Here is a 21,625-nt window from a genome sequence, read left to right on the forward strand (position 1 = left end):
TGAAGGGGAAGCTGGCACATCGCTCTCGCGGGGGTGGCGACGGGGCGGCTCACTGGGAGGTGCCGCCCCGCAGGTGCTGATCGAGAAATCGCAAGATCGTCCGGTAGGCGGTGATCTGGTTCGCCTTCTTGCGGAAGCCGTGGCCCTCGTCGGGGAAGACGACATATTCCACGGGCACGTTGTTGGCGCGCACCCGGGCGACGATGTCCTCGCTCTCGTTCGGCTGCACGCGCGGGTCGTTCTGACCCTGGAGGACGAGCAGCGGCCGGCGGATGCGGTCGGCATGGAAGAGCGGCGAGATGCTGCGGAGATACTCCGCGTCACGCTCGGGATCGCCGACCTCGGTGAACAGCAGGCGGCGCAGATCCTCCCACCAGGCCGGGGTGGCGGCGAGCAGGCGCGGCCAGTTCGAGACGCCGTAGATATCGACGCCCGCGGCGAACTCTTCCGGCCGGAAGGTGAGGCCGGCAAGGGTCATGTAGCCGCCGTAGCTCTGGCCCTGGATCGCGACCCGGGCCGGATCGACATTGTATTCGCGCGCCAGCCATCCCTTGGCCGCGACGACGTCGTCCAGGTCTGCGCTGCCGTGGCGGCGGTCGTCGAGATGGTAGAAGGTACGGCCCGAACCTGAGCTGCCGCGGTTGTTGATCTCGAACACGACATAGCCGTGGTTGACGAGATACTGGACGAGCGGGCGGTAGCCGATCCGGCTCTCGTCGCCCGGCCCGCCATGGACGTGGATCACCGCCGGGCGCCGCTCGCCGCGGCGGGCGCCGCGGGGGAGATACAGCACGCCGGGCACCTCGAGCCCGTCATAGGAGCGGAAGCGCACGACCTCGCCAGCGACGAGATCGGCCTGGTTCACCTCGGGCGCCTGCGAACGGAGCAGCAGGCGGCGTTCGCCGCTCTGGAGGTTCAGCAGGTAGATGTCTCCCGGCGTCGCCCCGTTCGACATCGTCATCAGCGCCATCGGCGAGTTGTTCGCGATCATCAGGCCGACGCTGGCATCGGGCGCCGGATTCTCGATCCGCACCGGCTGCAGCGTTGCCGCGTCGAACAGATAGGGGCGGCTGCGGGCGTCCTCGTTGACCGAGACCATGAGATAGCGCTCGTCGCGGGTGAAGCCGGCGCCGGAGACGTCCCAGCGCTCCGGACGGAATACGGTGCTGCGCTGGCCACTGTCGAGGTCCTGGCGGACGAGGAAGGTGAATTCGCCGCCGTCGTCGGTGGTGTAGAAGAGGGTGTGGCCAGTGGCGGCGAAGGCCTGCGGCTCGCAGGCGACGGGCTGGCCCTCGGTGGTGAGCTGGCGGAGCTGCCGCGCCTGCCGGTCGTAGACGTAGCAATGCTTGGTCTGATTATCGACGATCCGGCTCAGGCCGACGAAGCGGCGGTCCGGGCTGACCGCGCGGATCTGGTAGGCGCGGTCGTTCTCGAAGATGCGTTCCGAGCCGTAGGCGCCGTTGTCGTCGACCCGGATCTCGTAGAGATCGAAATAGCGCGGATCGCGGCTGTTCATCTGGACGAAGAAGGAACGGCCGTCATGCGCCCAGTCGACGAAGCGGGCGACGTGGCGCTCGCCGGGCGTCGTGTCGCGGATCGTGCCGTCGATCTCGCGCACATAGATATGGGCGCGCTCGTTGCCGCCCTGATCGCTCGAATAGAGGATGCGCTCGTCAGCCGGAAAATAGCCGAGCGATCCGACCGTCTCGACCGTCGAGTTGGTGAGCGGCCGCATTTCGCCGCCCGTCGCCGGCATCACATAGATGTTGGCGATGCCGGTGCGGTTGCTGGTGACGAGCAGCTTGCTGTTGTCCGGCGAGAAGGAGAAGCCGCCGAGCGAGTCCGCCGCCATGAGCTGCTCGATCGTGTAGGTGCGGCTGGGCTGGGCCCACGCTCCGGACGGGAGCGTGAGCATCAGCAGGGCGATCAACACAATACGCAACATTCCAACCCCCTCCCGGCTTCTCCTAGAACCGCATCGTCGCGGTCGCAGTGTAGGTGCGGCCGATCGGATCGAAGATTCCGAACGCGCGCTGGACGACCCCCGGGAAAGGCACGTCGCGGTCGAACAGGTTGCGCACGCTGAACTGCAGGAAGTAGTTCTCGCCGAGCCTGAAACCGAGCGACGTATTGACCAGCGTGTAGGACGGCACGTTGAGGATGTCGGCCGCGATGTCTTCGGTCGTCGCATTCAGGTCGAGCACGGTTCCTTCCGTCCAGATGACATTGACGTCGAAATCGACCGGATCGAGGGCGAAGCCGATGCGGCCGTTGATCCGCCATTGCGGGGTCCCCAGCGTTCCGGCCGACTCGATGATTGGCGAGACGCTTGAAGTCTGGTTGCGGAAGCGCCGGATGTGAAAGGCTTTGACGTTGAGGCGGATCGCTCCCGGCTCGCCGTCGGACGAAACGAAGTTCGTGATCGGGATCCGATAGTCCACCTCGCCAATGATGCCCGCGAAATCGAGCTCCTGGGTGTTGAAATAGGTCTCGCGATAGCCGTTGGCGATGTCGCCGAGATTGCGTTGGACGCCCGTTGCCGCGAACTGGGCGGCGAGCTCGGCCGCATCCAGGCGATCGAAATCGGCGCAGAACGGCTCGTTCGGGAAATTCGGGCTGTCGTAACAAGACGACTGCGCGGTCAGCAGAGTGAAGCGGGTGATCGCGCCGGTCACCTTGATTTCACTATAGTCGACATTGATGCGCAGCCGCGGAATCGCGGGCGGCATCCAGACGAAACCGACCGACCAGCTGTTTGCTTTCTCGTTGTCGAGGTCGGGATTGCCGAGGAGCTGACCCTCGGGGGACCGCGTACTCGTGGTCGGGTTGAACGTCGCCGGCGTCAGTCCGAACTCGGCGAGCGCGGTCGTGCAGTTGGCGCGGCGCACCGTCGGGTTCGGCCCCGCATCGATGCGGGCCGGCGCGCACACGTCGAGAGCGTTCCGCAAGACCGGCGTCGGATTGAGGAACAATTCGATGATGTTCGGCGCGCGGATCGAGCGGGTGAAGACGCCGCGGATCGTCAGGCCGTCGACGATGCCGCCGATGCGCGGCTCGAGCCTGCCGCCCGCCGACCAGGTGATGTCTCCGCCCGCGGTCGAGTGGTCGACGTAGCGGATGGCACCCTCGAACTCGAGGCGGCGGATGGCCGGCAAGCCCAATTCCTCGTCGATCAGCGGAATGACCGCCTCGCCATAGACCTCGTCGGTGTTGAAGCCGCGCTTGGGCGCATCGGGAAAGGCGGACGGCCAGGGCGGCGGCGTGGTCGGCGTCGCGGCAAGCAGGAACAAGCCGTTGTTGATGACATCGTTGCCTTCGAACGACCCGGTTTCGGTCCGATGGGCATAGCCGATGCTGAACGAGATCGGCTCGACGATCCCGAACGGAAGGCGGCCGCCGATATTGGCAGTGATCTCTTCGAGCGCGTTGCGGCTGATGCCGACACCCTGATCGAGGACAGCCGCAGCAGCTTCGGGGTCGAAAGCACCCTGGCCGAAGAGGTTGAGCGGGATGCAGGTCCCTCCGGACCGGCATTGCGGTTGGCCGTTGACGGAAATCACGTCGATCGCGGCGTTGAAGCGGTTCAGGTTGATCTGGTTGAGCTCGGAGCGGTTGCGGCTGTGGCCATAATTATAGGCGATATCCCAATTGAGGTTGCTGCCCCAGATATCGAAATCGCCTCGTGCTCCGACGACGATCCGCCAGACATCGAGCTCGGTGACCGTCGGTTGGCTGTCGGCAATGTCGTTGAGGTTGCGGTTGAGGCGAAACGTCGTCTGACCGGCCGGCAGGTTTCGGACGATGATGTCGCGGGCCTCCGGGGACAGGAACGGATTGTCGATGCTGAAGGTCAGCAACGGACCGCCGATCCCCGGTGCGGCGAACTGGAAAAGCTCGCTGATCTCGACCGCTTCCGTGTGGGCGTAGGAACCCTCGAAAAAGATGTTGATGTTGGGAGTGACGTCGAAATTGCCCAACGCGTTCAGGAGATAGCGCTCGTTGGGCGCGACGAGGTTCAGGTGATCGGCCGGGTTGACGCCCTCCCCGCCGTTGCGCAGCAGACCGCCCGAGTCGTTGAAATACCGGGCACCACGGCTGAACGGGACGAGGCTCCCGTCCCCACCGAACTGAAGCGGCAGGTTGGTAGCCGATGCATCCGCTCCGTTGATCGTGATGAGGGTCGCGTCATTCGGGGTCGCGCCGCTGACGAACGGCAAGCCGCCCTCGGTCATCAGGGCGAAGACCTGCTCGATCGGAATCAGGGCCGGAATGCCGTCGGTGCGGTCCGTGTTGCCCGACGCAAGCAGGGTCAGGGCTGGGAAACGATCGGAGAGGATGATCGATTCCCGCCGCACATATTCCGCGCCGAGGACGATATTGCCCCGGCCATCCATGAAATTCGTGCCCCAGAGGCCGCGGATGACCTGGCTCGGCGCGTCGCCCCGTTCGCTGATCGAGGCCTGGCCGGTGATTTCGAGCCCTTCATAATCGTCTTTGAGAATGACGTTGACCGTGCCCGCGATCGCATCGGAACCGTAGATCGGCGCACCGCCGATTGCGACCGTCTCCGTCCGGGCGATCAGGCCGACCGGGAGGAGATTGAGGTCGACCTGCGAGCCCGGCGACGCGGCCCCGCCGATCCCCGAAACGGTATTCGAAGAGACGAAACGACGCCCGTTGACCAACGTCAACGTCCGCTGCGAGCCCAAACCGAAGAAGTTCGAGAAGCTCTGCGCCACGCCGAGCGTGGACTGGGTCGATTGAACCTCGCTGTTCGCCGGCGCCGCGAAGCCCGGCGTATCCGATAGAGCCTGGATCACGTTGGTATAGGCGCGCCGCTCGAATTCCGCCTCGTCGGTCACGGTGGCCGCTCGGATCGTGTCGACGCCTTCGCGGATGATTCGCGTGCCGGTGACAATGATCTCCCGGTCGCGCTCGGCCTGCGCCTGGGCGGACTCCTGCCCACCGGCCTCGCTCCCCTGCCCTTCGCTCGGCAGGTCGGCGGCGAGCGCCACCTGCTGCGAGGCGCGGCGTATCACAAGCGTGTTCCCGTTGCTGGGCGCCGCTTCAAGGCCCGACCCCGCGAGCATGATGCGCAGCGCTTCCGCCGGCGTATACTCGCCGTTCACGGGCCGCGTGGTCACGCCGGCCAGATCCGCATTCGGCGCGATCACCTGGACGCGCGACTGGATCGCGAGCGTCTGGACGCGCTGCGCGGCATTGCCTGCCGCAAGATTGAACCGCTGCCGTTCCTGCGCGATCGCTGGACTGGCGAAGAGAATGGCCGCTGCCACGCCCGCCAGCAAACCCGCACGCACAGCTTGTCTGTTGTATCCCGCCCTGATCATTCGACGCCCTCCCGTCGGACGCGGACGTTGTTTTTTGTCCGCCACCGGGAACGAGCGACGGCCGCCTACATTCCGCTACTCTTTTGCGACAATTTCACAGAAAGTCCGCCGAGGACGCGGATCGCGTCGCGCGCGGCCGTCCGGATCCGCCGCTAATGTACGATCAGTGCGAGGGCGAATTCTGCTGCCGCATGAGGTGCAGGCGGCCCTCGCGTTCATGGACCTCGCCGTTGAACGCCTGGGCCGCGGCATGGGCGAAGGCGCGGCCGTCGCCTATGCGAAAGACGCCGACGAATTCGGCCCGCGCCAGCGTCGGATCGTCGATCGTGACGGGCACGCGCGAATAGCGGTTCACTTCCTCGGCGGCGCGGCCGAGCGACTGGCCGTCGAACACGAGCAGACCCTGCCGCCAGGCAAGCCGGCGCTCGACCTCGTCGGGCTCGAGCATCGCCCGGCGCGCGCCAGCAGCGGCGGCAACGAGTTGCTCGTTGCGCCGCACGAGCCGCGGCGCGGCGGTTGCCGGACCGCCGGCGACCGCGACCTCGCCTTCCTCGACGGTGACCTCGACGTCACCGTCCTCGAAACCGACCGCGAATTTGGTGCCGACGGCGCGCACGGTGACGTCTTCCGCAGAGACCAGGAAGGGCCGAGGATCGCCATGACGGACTTCGAACAAGGCCTCGCCGCGCCGAAGCACGACACGCCGTGCGCTGCCGTCGTAGCGCACCTGGAGGGCGGAATCGCCATTGAGCACCGCGACCGATCCGTCGTCGAGCACCAGCCGGCGAACCTCGTCGCGCGAGGTGGTCACCCGACCGGCGAGCTGATCATAGCCGACGCCCCCGCCGATCAGCGCGACAGCGACCGAAGCCGCCATGGCGAAACGGCCCCAGCGGATCGGTGGACGCACGTCCGGCAGATCGTTGCGGGACACCTCGTCGAGCGCCGCGACCCGGTCCGTATCGCTCCAGATCGCCTGCGCGCGCACATAGGCGCCGAGATGCCGGCTGGAACCGGCAAGCCAATGATCGAGCTGCTGCTGTTCGTCCTGGGTTAGCTCGCGTGTGGCCGTACGCACGGCCCAGGCCGCGGCTGCGGCCTCAATGTCGTCCCCACTTCCAGAACTTACTGTCATCAACGTCCGAAACCTCCGCCTCGTCAGCGGTCGTTTTCATTTCCTGGCCGAGGATGCGCAGAGCCTTGGCCAGATGCTTTTCCACCGTGCTCTCCGCGACACCCATCCGCTGGGCGATCTCCCGCTGCGAGAGCTCCCCGAACTTTTTCAGCTGAAACGCCTGGCGGCATTTCGGGGGAAGTCTTGAGATGATTTCATTCAACCGCTCGATTTCTTGCTTTCCACTGAGGCGGCGATGCGCGTTTACCTCATCATCCACGATGTTCAAGACTTCGAGGTCCGCCATCAGCTCGATCGAAACGATGCGCGAGCGGCGCAGATGCTCGCCGACGATGTGGCGGGCGGTGACGAAGAGATAGGCGCGTGCATTGACGACCTTGTCGAGATCCGCCGCCCACATCCGGGCGTAGGCCTCCTGGATCACCTCGTCGACGTCGCAGGATTCGAGGCCGCGGAGGCGCGCGACCAGCCAGCGGCGAACGTCCGGCTCGTGCGGGAGGACCTCCCGAGCGAACCAGCGGACTCGATGGCTATGGTCCATAAGGCATCGCATCACTGATCGGCGGACCCGTCAAGCCTTGCGTGGCGGAAAGGTGAAAATTGCGCGTCGTCGGCGTGACTCCTCTCGCTAAGCCGTCATTGCGAGGAGCGAAGCGACGAAGCAATCCAGCCTGACTCAAAGGCTGCACTGGATTGCTTCGCTGCGCTCGCAATGACGTCCATTCTTCATGCCCGAGCCTATTGCGTGATCCGGCGCACGACCGCGCCATTTTCGTCCAGGAACTGGATGCTGGGCGCGCCGCTCGCATCGACCTGCAGCACGAGTCGCGGCCGGCCCTGCGGATCTGCGAGGCGGACGATCGCGTCGCCCTGCACCTTGCCGGCGAACATCCGCTCCGCGCCGACGCCGCCATTGGCCATGGCATGGGCGCGCATTTCCTCGCGAATGCGCTGGCGCTCGGCATCGGTGGGCGCGCGGGCGGCGCGGTCGCTCATCTCCATCAGCGGCTCGATCGAATTGTCGGGACGGTCCCAGACGCGCATGCCCGCTTCGCGGCGGCCGTTCGACTCGCCGTAGAGCATCGAGACGGTCTGATCCTGCTTGTACTGATCGAAGGTGATCCCGGCGCTCGCCGACCGGTTCGCCGCGTTGCTGCGATAGGTGAGCCCACCGACCTCGTCGCCGTCGTCATTGTAGAACCACATGCCACCGCCGCTGCGGCTGTGATGGCGATATTCCCGCCCGTTCATGAACAGGCCGGGAAAGCGGTCGCTGTTGGCGAGCACCAGCCGGTAGCGGCCGTTGGGCTCGACGATGTTCAGCCGATTGACGCTGATCTCGTCGAAACGGGTGACCTTGGGTTCGGTGTCGGCGGCGGCGAAGCCGAGCGGGATGAGCGCGCCCGCCCCGACCGCAACCGCCAGCGCGGCGACAAGCTTGAGACGGAGCACGCCCATGATCCTTCCTTCCGGTCAGTAATTCCAACTTGCGGTGTCGGCGCCGGCCGGCGCGTTGCGGCGGACATGCTCCGCCATTTCGCGCACCACCCCGGCCCAGTCGGTATGGTGCCAGTTGTGGCCCTTCTTCGGCCGGCCCCATTCGAAGCGGATCGGATAGCCGGCGCCGCCGACCTCGCGGATCATGTCCTGGAACTGGTAGACGGCGAGGTTCAGATAGAAATCGTCCATCTCGCCGGCGAAGAAGTTGAGCCGGCCGCGAAGCTGCGGCCCCAGGCGTGCCCAGTTGTTGCGGACATGGGCGCTGAGATCATAGCCGTTGTCGCGCATGTAATTGGCGACCTCGCGGTTGATCGCGCCGGTGCGCGGATCGAACAGCGGCACCGGATAGCCGTCCGGCCCGACCGGCCCGTGCGTCGCCTGCCAGATGCCGAGCTGGTAGAAGGAACGGCCGCGCGAGCCGAGCACGGATTCGAGCTGCGAAAGCTGGCGCATGGACAGCAGCGGATGGCCTTCGCGGGTGCGACGGAACGGCGTCTCCTCATTGAGCCAGTCGTTGATCCTGAGGTTGAACATGTTGTCGCGCTCGTAGATGTTCACGAGCTGGTAGCGGGAAAAGTCGATCGGATCGGGATTGAACACCCAGGCGCCGCCGAACAGCTCCGGATAGTGGACCTGCATGGCGAGCGCCTCCCAGCCTCCGGTCGAGGCGCCCTCGACGATCCGGGCATAAGGCTCGCGGATCAGCCGGAACTCGCGCTCCAGATGGGGGATGAGCTCCCGCGTGATCGCGTCGCCATAGGGGCCGTTATTGGCCGAGTTCAGCGAATAGGACTCGATGAAATAAGGGCTCGGATGGTCGAGCGTGATCGCGACGAAGCGCGGGAAATTGTCGCTCAGCCATTCCTGCGAGAATTCGTAGCCGGTGCGGACATTGGCGTCGCGGGCATTGGCCTGCGCCCGTTCGGTGTTGGTCGCCGGATCGGTCGTGAAGTTGAACGGCCCGCCGAAATGGCCGAAGGTATAGACCGACGGGTAGCGGACGTTCGGATGCTCGTCGAAGCCGCGGGGCAGCAGCACCTCGGCGCCGATGTACATCGGCACGCCCCAGAAGCGCGACAGGATCTCGCTGCGGATGCGCACGCGCTTCAGATACTGCGTGTCGGGCTCCGCCGCCGGCACCGGGATGGTCTCGGTGAGCGCCAGCTCGACCTGCTGGTTTGCGTTGGCGGCAACGGTGAGCTGGACCGGGCGGCTGTAGAGATTGCCGGCCATCATCGTCGAGAAGCTACGCGGCCCGTTCGGGATCGGCACCCAGATGGTGTGGCCGTCCGAGCGAGTGACGCGGGTGTATTTGATGAGGACCGCCTGCGCCCAGTATTCGCCTGCGGGAAGCGCGCCGAGATTCTCGACCGGATAGGCATCGGCGCGGCCGTCCACGACCGCGGCGGCGCCGGGCCTCAGCCCCTCGACATCGGTGCCGAACGCGGGCGGGCCGTTGATCGCGATCGAGAGGCGCGGCTCGGGACTCTGGGCGCGCGAGACGACGACGATCAGGCGGCCGGTGACGGGACCCTCGGCGCTCGCCGGCAGCGTCACAGCGAAATTGACCTCCGCCGCGGCGGGACCGGCCAGCCCCAGCCCGAACACTCCGAACACAAGGAGCAGCAGCAGCAGCGCCCAAAGCCTCGACACCACGCGCATGCACCCCTCCCCCTGATTCGTCATTCTCATCATGAGACGATGCGCGACGGCGGGCGATCCGCCATCCGGTTTCGGGCGACGGCGGAAAGCCACTCTTCGACCATCGTGTCCGGCAATCACCCTGTAGCAGGAGCCCGCTTGTGCCCGATCCGATGATCTCGACCGAAGACCTCGCCACCCGCATGCGCCGGCCGGGCCTCAGCATCGTCGATGCGAGCTGGCATCTCGGCGACCGGGACGGCGCGGCGGAGTATCGGGCGCGCCATATCCCCGGCGCGGTCTTCTTCGACATCGATGCGATCGCGGACCCGGCGACCGACCTGCCGCACATGCTTCCGGACCCGGCGGCATTCGCCGAGGCGGTGGGAGCGCTCGGCATCTCCGATACCGACGACATCGTCGTCTACGACAGCGTCGGCATGTTCTCGGCGGCGCGGGTGTGGTGGACGTTCCGGATCATGGGCGCCGGGAACGTGTGGGTGCTCGACGGCGGGCTGCCGAAATGGGAGGCCGAGGGCCGCCCGGTCGCCGACGGCGACCCCGATCCGGCGCCAGCGCGGTTCGCGGCGCGCTTCCGGCCGGAGCTGGTCCGCGGCCTCGCCGGCGTGCAGGGCGATCTTGCGTCGGAAGGGGTTCAGGTTGCGGACGCCCGGCCGGCCCCGCGCTTCACCGGTGACGCGCCCGAGCTCAGGCCGGGGCTACGCAGCGGCCACATGCCGGGCGCACGCAGCCTGCCGCTGGCGAGCCTGCTCAACCCCGACGGCACGCTGAAATCGGCCGAGACGCTGAAGGCGGTGGTGGCGGACGCGGGCGTCGATCCCCAGCGTGCCGTCACCGCCACCTGCGGCTCCGGCATCACTGCCGCCGGCATCGCCCTCGCGCTGGCGCGGCTCGGCAACGAGGGCGTCGCCGTCTATGACGGCAGCTGGGCCGAATGGGGCGCCCGCGACGACCTGCCGGTGGCCGCCGGTCCCCCTAGCTGGCGGGCACACCGTCGACGGTGACCTGGCGGAGGCCGGGGAAGCGCTGCCGGAGCGCTTCGATCCAGACCTGCGAGTCCCCGGCCACGACGATCGTCGCCGCCTCGGGCCGCACATAGCGCGCGGCGAAGCGGGTGATGTCGGCCGAATCCGGCCCATCGCCGCCGGCCAGTTCGATGCGCGCCATGGTGAGCGGGGCGCCGGCGGTCACCAGCCGGGCCAGATAGTCGGCAAGCCCCGACGTGCGTTCGGTCTGGGAGCCGAGCCCATTGGTCAGCGCGGCGGCGCGGAGCGCGAGGTCGGGCGCGGTCATCGGCTCGGCGGACAGGCGGCGCATCTGCTCGAGCACCAGCCCGACGACCTGATCGGCCGCATCGTTGCGCGTCTGGGTCGCGGCGAAGACGAAGCTGCCGCCGCGCCGCTCGTCGATGATGCTGCCGGCGCCGTAGCTGAGGCCGCGCCGGACCCTGATTTCCTCGTTGAGCAGGCTCTGCCGTCCGGAGCCGAGGCGGGCATTGGCGAGGCGGAACTCGGGCCAGGCGGGATCATCGCGACCGACGGCCGGCAGGCCGGCAAGGACGGCGGTCTGGCCCGCGGACGGGATGTCCACGACCAGCACTTGCGGGGCAGAGGCCGCGCGGCGGGCCGGCGTGAACGCGGTCCCGCCCTGCCAGTCGCCGAACAATCGCCCGGCCAGCGCGAAGGCCTGGTCGCCGGTCAACGCGCCGGTGACGATGAGGGTGGCGTTGCGTGGTCCCCAGCCGCTCCGGTAGACGCCGGCGACATCTTCCGGGCGGATCGCAGTCAGGGTCGTGGCGGCCGGGACGCCATTCGTCATCGCTCCCATCAGCACGCGAAGTGCCGCCTGCATCGGCTGGCGGGCGGACACGGCTAGCGCATCGGCCTGCTGCCGGCGCGCGCGCTCCAGCTCTTCGGTGGCGAAGGCCGGGCGGCGAGCGATGTCGGCGAGGAGGTCGCCGGCCGCCGCGGCATTGGCGGCGGGGACGGTCAGCGAAATGCTGGTCGCGTCGGCATCGGCGCTCGATGCGATCGACCCGCCGAGCGCGGCGACGGCCTGAGCGAGCTGTCCGGCGTCACGTCCGCCGGCGCCGCGCAGCGCCAGCGCCGCCATGACGTCGGCGAGCCCGGCGCGTCCCCCGGGATCGGCCGCGTCGCCGCCGCCGATCACCAGCCGCAGCGTGACGAGCGGAATGTCCGAGGACCGGGCCGCGACGACGCGCAGGCCGTTCGGCAGGGTTCGTTCGGCGATGGCCGGAATTGCACGCGCCACTTCGGCGCCCGCCGCCGGCCGCGCCACACGATCGCCCTCCGCGGCCAGAGTGACCGGTGGGCGGCTCGCAGGCGGCACGATCGTGCCGAGCGTCGCGACATCCGGCGCGGCATCGCCGGTGTAGCCGGCCGGTCGCGCGGTCTCGTCGCGGTAGCGGATCGTCACGCGGCGCGCGTCGGCGAGCCAGTGCCGCGCGATGCGCTGCAGGTCCTCGGCGGTCACGTCGCGGATCGCGGCGAGGCGGCGGTCCGCCGCATCGGGATCGCCGGTCAGCGAAACGGCATCGCCCAGTTCGAACGCCCGGCCCCGCGCCACTTCGCGCCCGGTCAGCGCGTCGCCGAGCATGGCGTTCTTGACTGCGTCCAGCTCCGCCGCATCGATCGGCGTGTCGCGCAGCCGCGCGATCTCGCGGCCGAACGCCGCCTCTGCCTCGGCCAGGTCCCGGCCCTGGGCGAGGGTCGCCGTGAACGAGAAAGCATGGCCGTCACGCGTCGCGAAGTTGAAGGAAGTGACGTTGGAGGCGAGCTGCTGCGCATCGACCAGCTGCCGCCTCAGGCGCCCGGACCGGCCACGCGTGAGGATCGCCTCGATCACCGAAAGGCCCGCGACGTCGGCATTGTCGGCCGGTGGCGCGCGCCAGGAGAAGACGAGCGCGGGCAGCGGCACGTTCGGCGCATAGGTGTCGATGGTCAGCGCGCGGCGCTCCGTCCCCGTCGCACGGTCGCGCGGCATCGGCGTCGTGGGGCGCGGGATCGAGCCGATATAGCGGTCGACCCATGTATCGAGCTCGGCCGGATCGAAATTGCCCGAGATCACGAAGATCGCATTGTCCGGCCGATAGTAGGTCTCGTGGAAGGCGCGCACGTCCGCCAGCGTCGCCTGGTCGAGATCGGTGATCGTGCCGCCGATGGGGCGCTGATAGGGATGGCCGTCGAACGTGTAGGCGGGCAGCAGCAGGTGCAGGATGCGGCCGTAGGGCTGGGCGAAGATGCGCTGGCGCAGCTCCTCCTTGACCACGTCGCGCTCAGACCGGAACGCGGCCTCGTCGACGACGAGGTTGCTGAGCCGCTCGCCCTCCATCCAGAGCAAGGCCTCGAGCCGGTTGGCCGGGACGGTGACATAATAGAGCGTCGTGTCGAACAGGGTGGTCGCGTTGCTCTCGCCGCCGATCTCGGTGAGGAAGCCCATGACGCCCTGCGGCAGGTTGCGCGTCGTCTTGAACATGAGATGCTCGAACAGGTGCGCGAACCCGCCCCGCCCGCGCGGGTCGTCGCGCTGCCCGACATCGTACCAGATGTTGACCGAGGCGGTCGCCGAGGAGGTGTCGCGGATCGCATAGACCCGCGCACCGTTGGCCAGCGTCCGGCCGGCATAATGGAGCGGCGGCACGGAAACCGCGGATTGCGCCACGGCCACGGCCTGGCCGGAAAACCAGAACGTCAAAAACAGCAATGCAGTGACGGCGATCCGCATGTCCGGCCCCTCCCTGAAGCAGGATGGGCGCCACCCTGCTTTCCGCCATCTGCGCCGGTCCGGGCCCGGAGCGCAGCGCATCTTCGTCCTGACCCCGTAACGTCACACAAGACGCGTAGGCTTGCCACGTCCCAGGAAGAGGTGCGCCATGAGAAAGCAGCTCCTGCCGGCCCTCGGGTTCCTCTTCGCGCTGGCCGCGTGCGGTCAATCGTCGGCGAGCGTCGAGGAACAACGCGACCATATCCTCGCGGCCGGATCCTCCACCGTCTATCCGTTCACCCGCGCCGTCGCCGAGGAATTCCAGCGCAAGAACGCCGGCATGGCCGCGCCGGTCATCCAGTCGACCGGCACCGGCGCCGGCTTCGAGGCCTTCTGCGGCGGGCTCGGCGCGCGCTTCCCGGATCTGGTCGACGCCTCGCGGCGCATCCATCCCGACGAGCTGGCCCAATGCCGCACCAACGGCGTCGTCAACATCACCGAGCTCCAGATCGGCATGGACGGCGTCGCCCTCGCCCAGAGCCCGGCCGCGCCGCCGATCCGGCTGACCCGCATCGAGCTCTACGAAGCACTCGCCGCCAATCCCTATGGCGAGCCCAACCAGAAGACGCGCTGGAACCAGGTCAACCCGAACCTGCCGGACATCCCGATCCTGGTCTACGGCCCGCCGGCGACCAGCGGCACGCGCGAATCGCTCGCCGAGCTGCTGCTGATCGGCGGCTGCCAAGCGGACGCCCGCATGCGTGCGCTGAAAGCGCAGGACGAGGCCGGCTTTCACCGCCTGTGCACCGAAATCCGCGGCGACGGCCTCTATCAGGAAAGCGGCGAGGACGACGAGCGCTTGTCGCAGATGCTGGTGGTGAATCCGGGAGCGATCGGCATTTTCGGCTACGGCACGCTCGAACGGGCCGGCAGCCGGCTGCGCGCGGTTCCGATCGACGGCATCATGCCCGATGCGACGACCATCGCGGCAGGACGCTATTCCGGGGCACGGCCGCTCTACATCTACGTGAAGGGCGACCGGGTCGACAGCGTGCCTGGCCTCAGGATGTTCCTCAGCGAATATGCCGCGGCGATCGGGCCCGGCAGCTATCTCACGCAGCGCGGACTCATTCCGGCCGATCAGGCCGTGCGGCGGCGGACGGCGGAGAGCGCGACACGGCTGATTCCGCTGACGCCAGCGGCGTTGCGCTGAAGTGGAAGAGCGTCGCGGCGAAGCCGCGCCGTCGGTCCCGTCGTCCTTCGACTTCGCTCAGGACGCAGGCCGCCCGCCATTGGCCGGCTCTTTGCCCAGCTGCGCTGGGCCCGGCGGCTCATGGGTGGGAGCCGGAACGACCCGAAGCGAAATCGTTACGGCTGCTTCCTTCCGGACCTGACCGGGTTGGCGACGACTCCGTCCGCCCGACTCCCGCGCGCCATATGGCGGTGCCCGCCACTCAATGCAAGGCGACGCCTCAGGCGAACGTCCGGGCGACGAGGCGGCCGATCTCGGCGTGGATCGTGTTGCGCATCTCCGCCGGCGCATCTCCGCCACTGATATAGCAGGTGACGAGGACCGGCGGCAGGCCGGGGCGCAGGGCGAACGCGATGTCGTTGTGGGCACCGTTGGCGCCGGTCCCGGTCTTGTCGCCTGCCCGCCAATCCGGCGGGAAGCCGGCGCGCAGCCGCTCGCGGCCGGTCGAGGAGCGCGCCATCCAGCGGGCGAGCCGGCGCCGCGACTCCAGGCTCAGCACCTCGCCGAAGACGAGCGTGTAGGTGAGCGCCAGCATCGCCGCCGGGGTGGTGGTGTCGCGCCCGTCGTCGGGGAAATTGGTGTTGAGGTCGGGCTCGGTGCGGTCGAGGCGGGTGACACGGTCGGCGCAGCGGCGGATGAAGCCGGTCAGCGCTTCCGGGCCGCCGAGCTTGGCCAGCAGGAGGTTGGCGGCGGTATTGTCGCTGACCTCCAGGATCGCGCCGCACAGCGCCTCGATCGTCATCCGGCCCTGCGCGACGTTCGCCCGCGTCACAGGGGCGTAGTCGAGCAAGTCCTCCTCGCCGAACGGGAGCTCCTCGGTCAGCGGCCAGCGCTCCAGCTCGGCACCGGCCAGCATCGCCGCGGCGAGCGGCAGCTTGAAGGTCGAGCACAGGGCATAGCGCCCGTTCGCATCGAATTCGATCCGGCGCTCGCCGCCGTCCCAGGCCGCGACGCCGAGACGGCCGCCCGCACCCAGGCGCTCGCGCAGGCCGAGCAGGGCGGCATTGGGATCGTCGGGCTCCTGCGCCCGAAGCCCTGCGGCAACCGAGAGAGCTGCACATCCGAGCAGCACCCCGCGACGATCTATCATCAACGCCCCTGCATGTTGTGGACCCCGCCGGGGATACGCACGGTGAGGCTGTCCAGTTCCTCGGTCAGCCAGATCTGGCAGGACAGGCGCGAGCAGCGGGTGACGTGGCTGGCGAGGTCGAGCATGTCCTCCTCCTCCTCGCTGGCGCGCGGCAGCTTGGCGAAATCCTCGGCGTCGACGATGACGTGGCAGGTCGAGCAGGCCATCTGCCCCTCGCAGGTGCCCTCGAGCGGCTGGCCGGCATTCTGGCCGACGTCGAGCAGGCGTTCACCCGCAGGCGCGTCGATGTCCTGCACCGACGCGCCGTCGGTGGAGATGAAGCGGACCTTCGTCATTTCGAGGTCATGCGGCGAAGCGGAGCTGGCGGTCGGCGGCTTCGGTGATGAGGCCCAGAGCTTCCCGGAGCTCCGCCTCGGTCGTGTAGCGGCCGAAACCCAAGCGGATGCTGGCATGCGCCTCGGCCTCGGTGAGCCCCATCGCCCGCAGCACATGGCTGGTCTTGCCCGATCCGCTGCCGCAGGCGCTGCCCAGGCTGAAGGCGACCTGGCGCACGTCCGACAGCAGCCGCACCCCGGTCACGCCCGCCCGCCGCACGTTGAGATTGCCGCGATAGCGCTGCGCGACCGACCCGTTCACGGTCCAGCCGTCGAGCAGCTCCAGCGCCATGTCCCAGAGACGGGCGACATGCGCCGCGTCGGCTTCCCTTCGCTCGGCCGCCAGACGGGCGGCGGCGCCGAAGCCTGCGACCAAAGCCGGCGACACCGTGCCCGAGCGCATCCCGTGCTCCTGTCCGCCGCCGAGCAGCAGCGGGGGCAGGCGCACGCCGTCGCGCACCCACAGCGCGCCGATCCCCTTGGGGCCGTGGATCTTGTGCGCGCTGATCGCGATCAGGTCCGGCCCCTCGGGAATCGCGATCCGGCCATAGCCCTGCACGGCGTCGCACAGCAGCAGGCTCCCGCGCGCATGCGCCGCGACGGCATAGTCGGCCACCGGCTGGACCGTCCCGACCTCGTTGTTGACCAGCATGAGCGCCACGATCCCGCCCTCGAGGAGCGCCACCTCGTCCACCGGCGGCACCAGCCCGTCCGGGCCGACCGGAATGAGGGTCGCGCCCATGCTTTCGAGACATTGCAGCGCCGCATGATGCTCGATCGCGCTGCCCGCCACGCCGCCCGGCGCGAGGCGCGTGCCGCACATCAACGCCCAGTTGAGCGCTTCCGTCGCGCCCGAGGTGAAATGGACCTGTCCGCCGGCCGGCAGCAGCGCGGCCACCTGGTCGCGCGCCACCTCCACTGCCGCCGCCGCGGCGCGGCCGGCGCGATACTGGCTCGACGGATTGGCATAGCCGTCGCTGCCCGGGCCGCCGAGCCAGGGCAGCATCGCCTCCAGCGCCTCGGGCGCGAGGGACGTGGTCGCCTGATAGTCCAGATACAGCATTCGATGGGCCAGAGTCCTCGAAGCTTATTGCGAACGATTCGCAAAAGTTGCGATTTGAAACCAGCACCTATATAGGGCGCACCGCCCGGCCGCCAGCATCCCGCGCGGCGCCGAACAGTCCGGAACCTGTCGTCTATGCCCGAAGTCATCTTTCCTGGCCCCGAAGGCCGCCTCGAGGGTCGTTTCAATCCGGGTCCGCGCCCGCGCGCGCCCGTCGCCATGATCCTTCACCCGCACCCGCAGGGCGGCGGCACGATGAACAACGCGATCGTGCTCGCGCTCTACAAGACCTTCGTGCGGCGCGGCTTCGCGACGTTGCGCTTCAACTTCCGCGGCGTCGGCAAGAGCCAGGGCATTTTCGACAACGGCATCGGCGAATTGAGCGACGCGGCGAGCGCGCTCGACTGGGTGCAGTCGATCCATCCGGAGGCGGAAACGACCTGGATCGCCGGCTTCTCGTTCGGTGCCTGGATCGGCATGCAGCTCCTGATGCGTCGCCCGGAAGCCCGCGGCTTCATCTCGATCGCGCCGCCGGCGAACATGTACGATTTCAGCTTCCTCGCCCCGTGCCCCGCGAGCGGCATCATCATCCAGGGCGAGGCCGACGAGGTGGTGACGCCGATCGCGACCCAGAAGCTCGTCGACAAGCTCAGGACCCAGCGGCACATCACGATCGAGCACAAGACCGTCCCGGGCGCGAACCACTTCTTCGCGAACGAGATGGATCAGCTGATGAAGGCGGTCGACGACTATCTCGATTTCCGGCTGGATCCGGGCTGCCCCATTCGCTGAGGCTCAGAGCGCCTTCCAGCGCAGCGACATGCAGGAAAGGCCCGCGTCGATCTTCGCGATCTCGCGCGTGTCGAGCGCGACGAGATCGAGGCCGCGCGCCGCGAGGAGGTCGATCGTGCGCGGGAAGGCGGCGGACACCAGCACCCGATCGTTGACGCGGACGAGATTCGCGGCGGCCTCTTCGCCTTCCGGCGTCACCAGCACGTCATAGCCCGCAAAACATGGGGCGAGGACGGGCGTTGCGATCACCGTCTCCTCGTCGACGAGGGCCGAGGCGGTCTTGAAATGGAGGATGCCGCGCGGCGTCTCGACAATGCGTGCGGTGCGGCCGAGCTCTGCGGCCAGGGCCACGAATCGTTCGGCGCCGGCACGATCGGTGCGCGCGGAGAGGCCGATCAGGATCTCGTCCGGCAGGATCAGGATGTCGCCGCCGTCGGCATGGCCCTCGTCCAGCTCCAGCACCCGCGCGAACCGGCGCCGCAGTGCCGGCGCGATCCCGGCCGCCTCGCCGATCCGGGTCGGCGCGCCCGGCCGCAGGACGATCGCGCCTTCGGGCACAACGAAGGCCTGATCCTCGACGAAGACGGAATCGGGGAAGGCGTCGAGCGGCGGCAGGATCTCGACCGAAACGCCGGCGGCTTCGAGCGCGGCGATATAGGCGCGGTGCTCGGCCAGCACGCCTTCGTGGGACGGATCGTCACGATCGCCGTCGCGCAGGCCGTTGACGACGCTCGGCGCCGGCATACGAACGATCGCCGCATCGAAATCGAAAACGCGCATGAGCGGTCAGACCGTCCAGACCAGCACGTTGCCGAGCATGACGATCGCCGCGACCAGCATCAGCGCGCCCTTGCGGCGATCGCGCCCCTTGAGGATCAGCCATGCGCCGCCGCCGGCGAGCGCGAAGGCGGCGAGCATCAGGATCGAGAGCATGAGCGCAGGCAGGCCGGACATGGCGGCGTGATGCCATGAACCCGCGCGCGACACAAAGACCGCCTGCGTGACCGCTGACGGGTCGACTGCCTCGACATATTCATCGGAAGCAGTGACGCCGGGGCCGACCGGCGCTAGACTATCGCCATGAGTCCGGACCCGGATGGCTGTCTCGAACGCCTGCGCGCGATCGCGCTGGCGCTGCCGCGAACGGTGGAGAAAATCTCGCACGGCATGCCGGTCTTCTTCATCGAGAAGGGCAAGACCTTCGCCTGGTTCCTCCACGACCATCATGGCAGCGGCATCACCGCGGTCGCGGTGAAGACCTCGGGCGCGGAGGAGCAGGAGATGCTGGTCGAGGCCGATCCTGACCTCTACTACCGGCCGCCCTATCTCGCGCCGTCCGGATGGATCGGCGTGCGGCTCGACGGCGAGGCGGTCGACTGGGACCATGTCGCCGACCGGATCGCGACCAGCTGGGAGCTGGTCGCGCCGGCGAAGCTGCTGGAGATGGGCGGGCGTTAGCCCATCACCGTCATTGCGAGCGGAGCGAAGCAATCCAGTAGCGCGCGGAGGCCCGCTGGATTGCTTCGTCGCTGCCGCGAAGCGGCAGTTTATCCTGAGCGACGCCGCAGGCGGCGTCGAAGGGCTCCTCGCAATGACGAGCTCAGGTACTACCCGACGATCTCTTCGGGCTTGAAGAAGAAACGGATCTCGATCTCGGCGTTCTCCGGGCTGTCGGAGCCGTGGACGCTGTTGGCCTCGATCGATTCCGCATAGGTCTTGCGGATCGTGCCTTCCTCGGCATTGGCCGGATTGGTCGCCCCCATGACCTCGCGGTTCTTCGCGACTGCGTTCTCGCCTTCGAGCACCTGCACGACGACCGGGCCGGAGGTCATGAAGGCGACGAGATCGTTGAAGAAGGGCCGCTCCCGGTGGACGCCGTAGAAGCCCTCGGCCTGGTCCTTCGTCATGTGGATGCGCTTGGACGCGACGACGCGCAGGCCGGCATCCTCCAGCATCTTGGTGACGGCGCCGGTGAGATTGCGCCGGGTCGCGTCCGGCTTGATGATCGAAAAGGTGCGTGTCGCGGCCATGGCCGATGAAGCTCCATCTTTGGGTGGAAATTGGCGGGCTCTCTAGTCGGGCGGCGGCCCGAGGGCAAGCGCCCTACCCTTCGTGATTGTCGGCGATGAAGCGGTCGAGCAGCGCCACGCCATAGCCGGTCGCACCCTTGTCGTAGAGCGCGCCGGCCTTGTCCGCCCAGACCATGCCGGCGATGTCGAGATGGGCCCATTTCACGCCTTCCTCGACGAACCGATGGAGGAAGCAGGCGGCGGTGATCGATCCGGCGTCGCGCACGCCGGCATTCTTCATGTCGGCGATCGCCGAATCCATCATCTTGTCGTAGGCGTCGTTGATCGGGAAGCGCCACAGCTTGTCGCCGCTGGCGAGGCCGGCATCATAGAGCTTGCCGGCCAGCCCGTCGTCGTTCGAGAACAGGCCGCCATATTCGTGACCGAGGCTGATGATCATCGCGCCGGTGAGGGTCGCGAGATCGACCATCACCTCCGGCCCGAATTCGCGCTGCGCCCAGGTCATCGCGTCGGCGAGGACGAGGCGGCCTTCAGCGTCGGTGTTGATCACCTCGATCGTCTGACCGGACATCGAGGTGACGACGTCGCCGGGGCGCTGGGCGTTGCCGTCCGGCATGTTCTCGGCGAGCGCGCAGACGCCGATCACGTTCGCCTTCGCCTTGCGGGCGGCGAGCGCCTTCAGCGCGCCGACGACGGCGCCGGCGCCGCCCATGTCCCACTTCATCGCCTCCATGCCCTGGGCGGGCTTGATCGAGATGCCGCCGGTGTCGAAGGTGATGCCCTTGCCAACGAAGACGACCGGCTTGGCCGATCCGCCGCCATTCCATTTGAGCACGAGCAGCCGCGGCGGCCGCACCGAGCCCTGGCCGACGCCGAGCAGGGCGCCCATGCCGAGCGTGGCCATCTGCGTCTCGTCGAGCACCTCGATCTCGATGCCGAGGCCGTCGATCGAGGCGCTGACGCGCTCGATGAAGGTTTCCGGATAGATGATGTTGGAGGGCTCGGTGACCAGGCCGCGGGTCAGATCGAGACCGTTCAGAACGGCGGCGAGGTGCGCCCATTCCGCCTCGCTGCCCTCCGGCGCACCGACGATCACCGCCTCCTCGAGCGTCGGGCGCTGCTTGCGGCCGAGCTTGGTGCGGTAGATGTCGTAGCGCCAGGAACGCGCCGCCGCGCCGAAGGCGAGCCGTGCCGCCTGGCGGGCATCGAACGGCAGACCGGTCAGATCGATCACCAATCTCGTCTCGCCCGAGGTCAGCAGCCGCGCGGTCAGGGCGCCGCCGGCCTTCTCGTAGAGGCCTGCCTCGTCCGCCTTCCCGCCGAGCCCGACCAGCAGCAACCGGCGTGCGGCATCCTTCTCGTCGATGAAGGTCTCGGCGATCGCCGCCGGCTCGCGCTCGAAGCGCTGCGCCTCGGCCGAGCGGACGGCGAGCGTGCGGGCGGCCTCGCCGAAACCCTGCAGCCGGTCGTGCAGCATGTCCTCGCCCCGTACCGGAATGGCGAGCGCATGGGCGCCGTCTGGGCGCGTCGCGGCGAAACTGACCTTGATCACGAAACAAATCTCCTCGATCGGCCGTTTGCGGCGGCCGGAAGCCCTCGCCATTGCAGGGAGCGGCGTCAGGTGCAATAGGCTGGCCCGTCTTGGTGCAGTTGGTT

18 protein-coding genes and 1 other RNA gene are annotated in these 21,625 nt (G+C 68.2%); 4 read left to right on the top strand and 15 right to left on the bottom strand.

All coding sequences use genetic code 11. The annotated features are described in order from the left end of the window. Window positions 1–49: 49 nt before the first annotated feature. The 6 genes from RCO27_RS01945 to RCO27_RS01970 all read right to left on the bottom strand — a co-directional run bounded on the left by RCO27_RS01945 (window position 50) and on the right by RCO27_RS01970 (window position 9,645). Window positions 50–1,945 carry a S9 family peptidase gene (locus RCO27_RS01945; RefSeq protein WP_309000955.1) on the bottom strand — a complete coding sequence of 632 codons (1,896 nt, stop codon included), beginning with the start codon at window positions 1,943–1,945 and terminating at the stop codon, window positions 50–52. 22 nt (window positions 1,946–1,967) lie between these two features. After that, entirely contained in the window at window positions 1,968–5,294 is a 3,327-nt protein-coding gene (locus RCO27_RS01950) for a TonB-dependent receptor (RefSeq protein WP_309000956.1), read from the bottom strand. Window positions 5,295–5,511: 217 nt separating this feature from the next. After that, a complete protein-coding gene (locus RCO27_RS01955; protein WP_309000957.1) occupies window positions 5,512–6,483 on the bottom strand; it encodes a FecR domain-containing protein in 972 nt (323 codons plus the stop codon). Further along, the gene (locus tag RCO27_RS01960) at window positions 6,449–7,024 is read right to left on the bottom strand and encodes a sigma-70 family RNA polymerase sigma factor (RefSeq protein WP_309000958.1); all 576 of its coding nucleotides are present in this window, start codon (window positions 7,022–7,024) and stop codon (window positions 6,449–6,451) included. Before RCO27_RS01960 ends, RCO27_RS01955 begins: the two co-directional genes overlap by 35 nt. A 197-nt stretch (window positions 7,025–7,221) precedes the next feature. After that, window positions 7,222–7,935, bottom strand: a complete 714-nt coding sequence (locus tag RCO27_RS01965) for a hypothetical protein (RefSeq protein ID WP_309000959.1) — start codon at window positions 7,933–7,935, stop codon at window positions 7,222–7,224. 21 nt (window positions 7,936–7,956) lie between these two features. After that, window positions 7,957–9,645 carry an alpha/beta hydrolase-fold protein gene (locus tag RCO27_RS01970; RefSeq protein ID WP_309000960.1) on the bottom strand — a complete coding sequence of 563 codons (1,689 nt, stop codon included), beginning with the start codon at window positions 9,643–9,645 and terminating at the stop codon, window positions 7,957–7,959. Window positions 9,646–9,785: 140 nt separating this feature from the next. Between RCO27_RS01970 and sseA the strand changes: the two genes are divergently transcribed. Then, complete coding sequence (gene sseA, locus RCO27_RS01975; RefSeq protein WP_309000961.1) at window positions 9,786–10,649, top strand: 3-mercaptopyruvate sulfurtransferase; 864 nt, start codon at window positions 9,786–9,788, stop codon at window positions 10,647–10,649. On the opposite strand, the gene RCO27_RS01980 is transcribed toward sseA, so the two are convergent. Beyond that, entirely contained in the window at window positions 10,621–13,389 is a 2,769-nt protein-coding gene (locus tag RCO27_RS01980) for a pitrilysin family protein (RefSeq protein ID WP_309000962.1), read from the bottom strand. The two genes, sseA and RCO27_RS01980, sit on opposite strands and share 29 nt — an antisense overlap. Window positions 13,390–13,537: 148 nt before the next feature. On the opposite strand from RCO27_RS01980, the gene RCO27_RS01985 reads away from it, so the two are divergent. Next, a complete protein-coding gene (locus tag RCO27_RS01985) occupies window positions 13,538–14,581 on the top strand; it encodes a substrate-binding domain-containing protein (protein ID WP_309000963.1) in 1,044 nt (347 codons plus the stop codon). A 120-nt stretch (window positions 14,582–14,701) separates the two neighbouring features. Here RCO27_RS01985 and ffs read toward each other — a convergent pair. The 4 genes from ffs to RCO27_RS02005 form a co-directional block, all read right to left on the bottom strand. After that, window positions 14,702–14,799, bottom strand: an RNA gene (ffs, locus tag RCO27_RS01990) — signal recognition particle sRNA small type. A 41-nt stretch (window positions 14,800–14,840) separates the two neighbouring features. Then, window positions 14,841–15,710, bottom strand: coding sequence for a class A beta-lactamase (bla, locus tag RCO27_RS01995; RefSeq protein WP_309000964.1), 870 nt, complete (start codon window positions 15,708–15,710; stop codon window positions 14,841–14,843). Continuing rightward, window positions 15,710–16,045, bottom strand: coding sequence for a 2Fe-2S iron-sulfur cluster-binding protein (locus RCO27_RS02000; RefSeq protein WP_309000965.1), 336 nt, complete (start codon window positions 16,043–16,045; stop codon window positions 15,710–15,712). Before RCO27_RS02000 ends, bla begins: the two co-directional genes overlap by 1 nt. Window positions 16,046–16,052: 7 nt before the next feature. Further along, on the bottom strand, window positions 16,053–17,147 hold the full coding sequence (locus RCO27_RS02005) for an aminotransferase class V-fold PLP-dependent enzyme (RefSeq protein ID WP_309000966.1): 1,095 nt from the start codon (window positions 17,145–17,147) through the stop codon (window positions 16,053–16,055). A gap of 135 nt (window positions 17,148–17,282) precedes the next feature. Here RCO27_RS02005 and RCO27_RS02010 point away from each other — a divergent pair, with 135 nt between their 5' ends. Beyond that, window positions 17,283–17,939 (top strand): alpha/beta hydrolase, encoded by a 657-nt coding sequence (locus tag RCO27_RS02010; protein WP_309000967.1) that lies wholly within the window; start codon window positions 17,283–17,285, stop codon window positions 17,937–17,939. 3 nt (window positions 17,940–17,942) lie between these two features. Here RCO27_RS02010 and RCO27_RS02015 read toward each other — a convergent pair whose 3' ends face one another. Next, window positions 17,943–18,719 (bottom strand): arginine deiminase family protein, encoded by a 777-nt coding sequence (locus RCO27_RS02015; protein ID WP_309000968.1) that lies wholly within the window; start codon window positions 18,717–18,719, stop codon window positions 17,943–17,945. A 6-nt stretch (window positions 18,720–18,725) separates the two neighbouring features. Continuing rightward, a complete protein-coding gene (locus RCO27_RS02020; RefSeq protein ID WP_309000969.1) occupies window positions 18,726–18,893 on the bottom strand; it encodes a hypothetical protein in 168 nt (55 codons plus the stop codon). A gap of 126 nt (window positions 18,894–19,019) precedes the next feature. On the opposite strand from RCO27_RS02020, the gene RCO27_RS02025 reads away from it, so the two are divergent. Beyond that, complete coding sequence (locus tag RCO27_RS02025) at window positions 19,020–19,397, top strand: MmcQ/YjbR family DNA-binding protein (protein WP_309000970.1); 378 nt, start codon at window positions 19,020–19,022, stop codon at window positions 19,395–19,397. Window positions 19,398–19,546: 149 nt separating this feature from the next. Here the strand turns inward: RCO27_RS02025 and ndk are convergent, their stop codons facing one another. Continuing rightward, the gene (gene ndk, locus RCO27_RS02030) at window positions 19,547–19,969 is read right to left on the bottom strand and encodes a nucleoside-diphosphate kinase (RefSeq protein WP_309000971.1); all 423 of its coding nucleotides are present in this window, start codon (window positions 19,967–19,969) and stop codon (window positions 19,547–19,549) included. Window positions 19,970–20,042: 73 nt separating this feature from the next. Next, on the bottom strand, window positions 20,043–21,518 hold the full coding sequence (locus tag RCO27_RS02035) for a leucyl aminopeptidase (protein WP_309001893.1): 1,476 nt from the start codon (window positions 21,516–21,518) through the stop codon (window positions 20,043–20,045). Between the last annotated feature and the right edge of the window lie 107 nt (window positions 21,519–21,625).

Source organism: Sphingosinicella sp. LHD-64, assembly GCF_031157375.1.
Lineage (GTDB): Bacteria > Pseudomonadota > Alphaproteobacteria > Sphingomonadales > Sphingomonadaceae > Allosphingosinicella.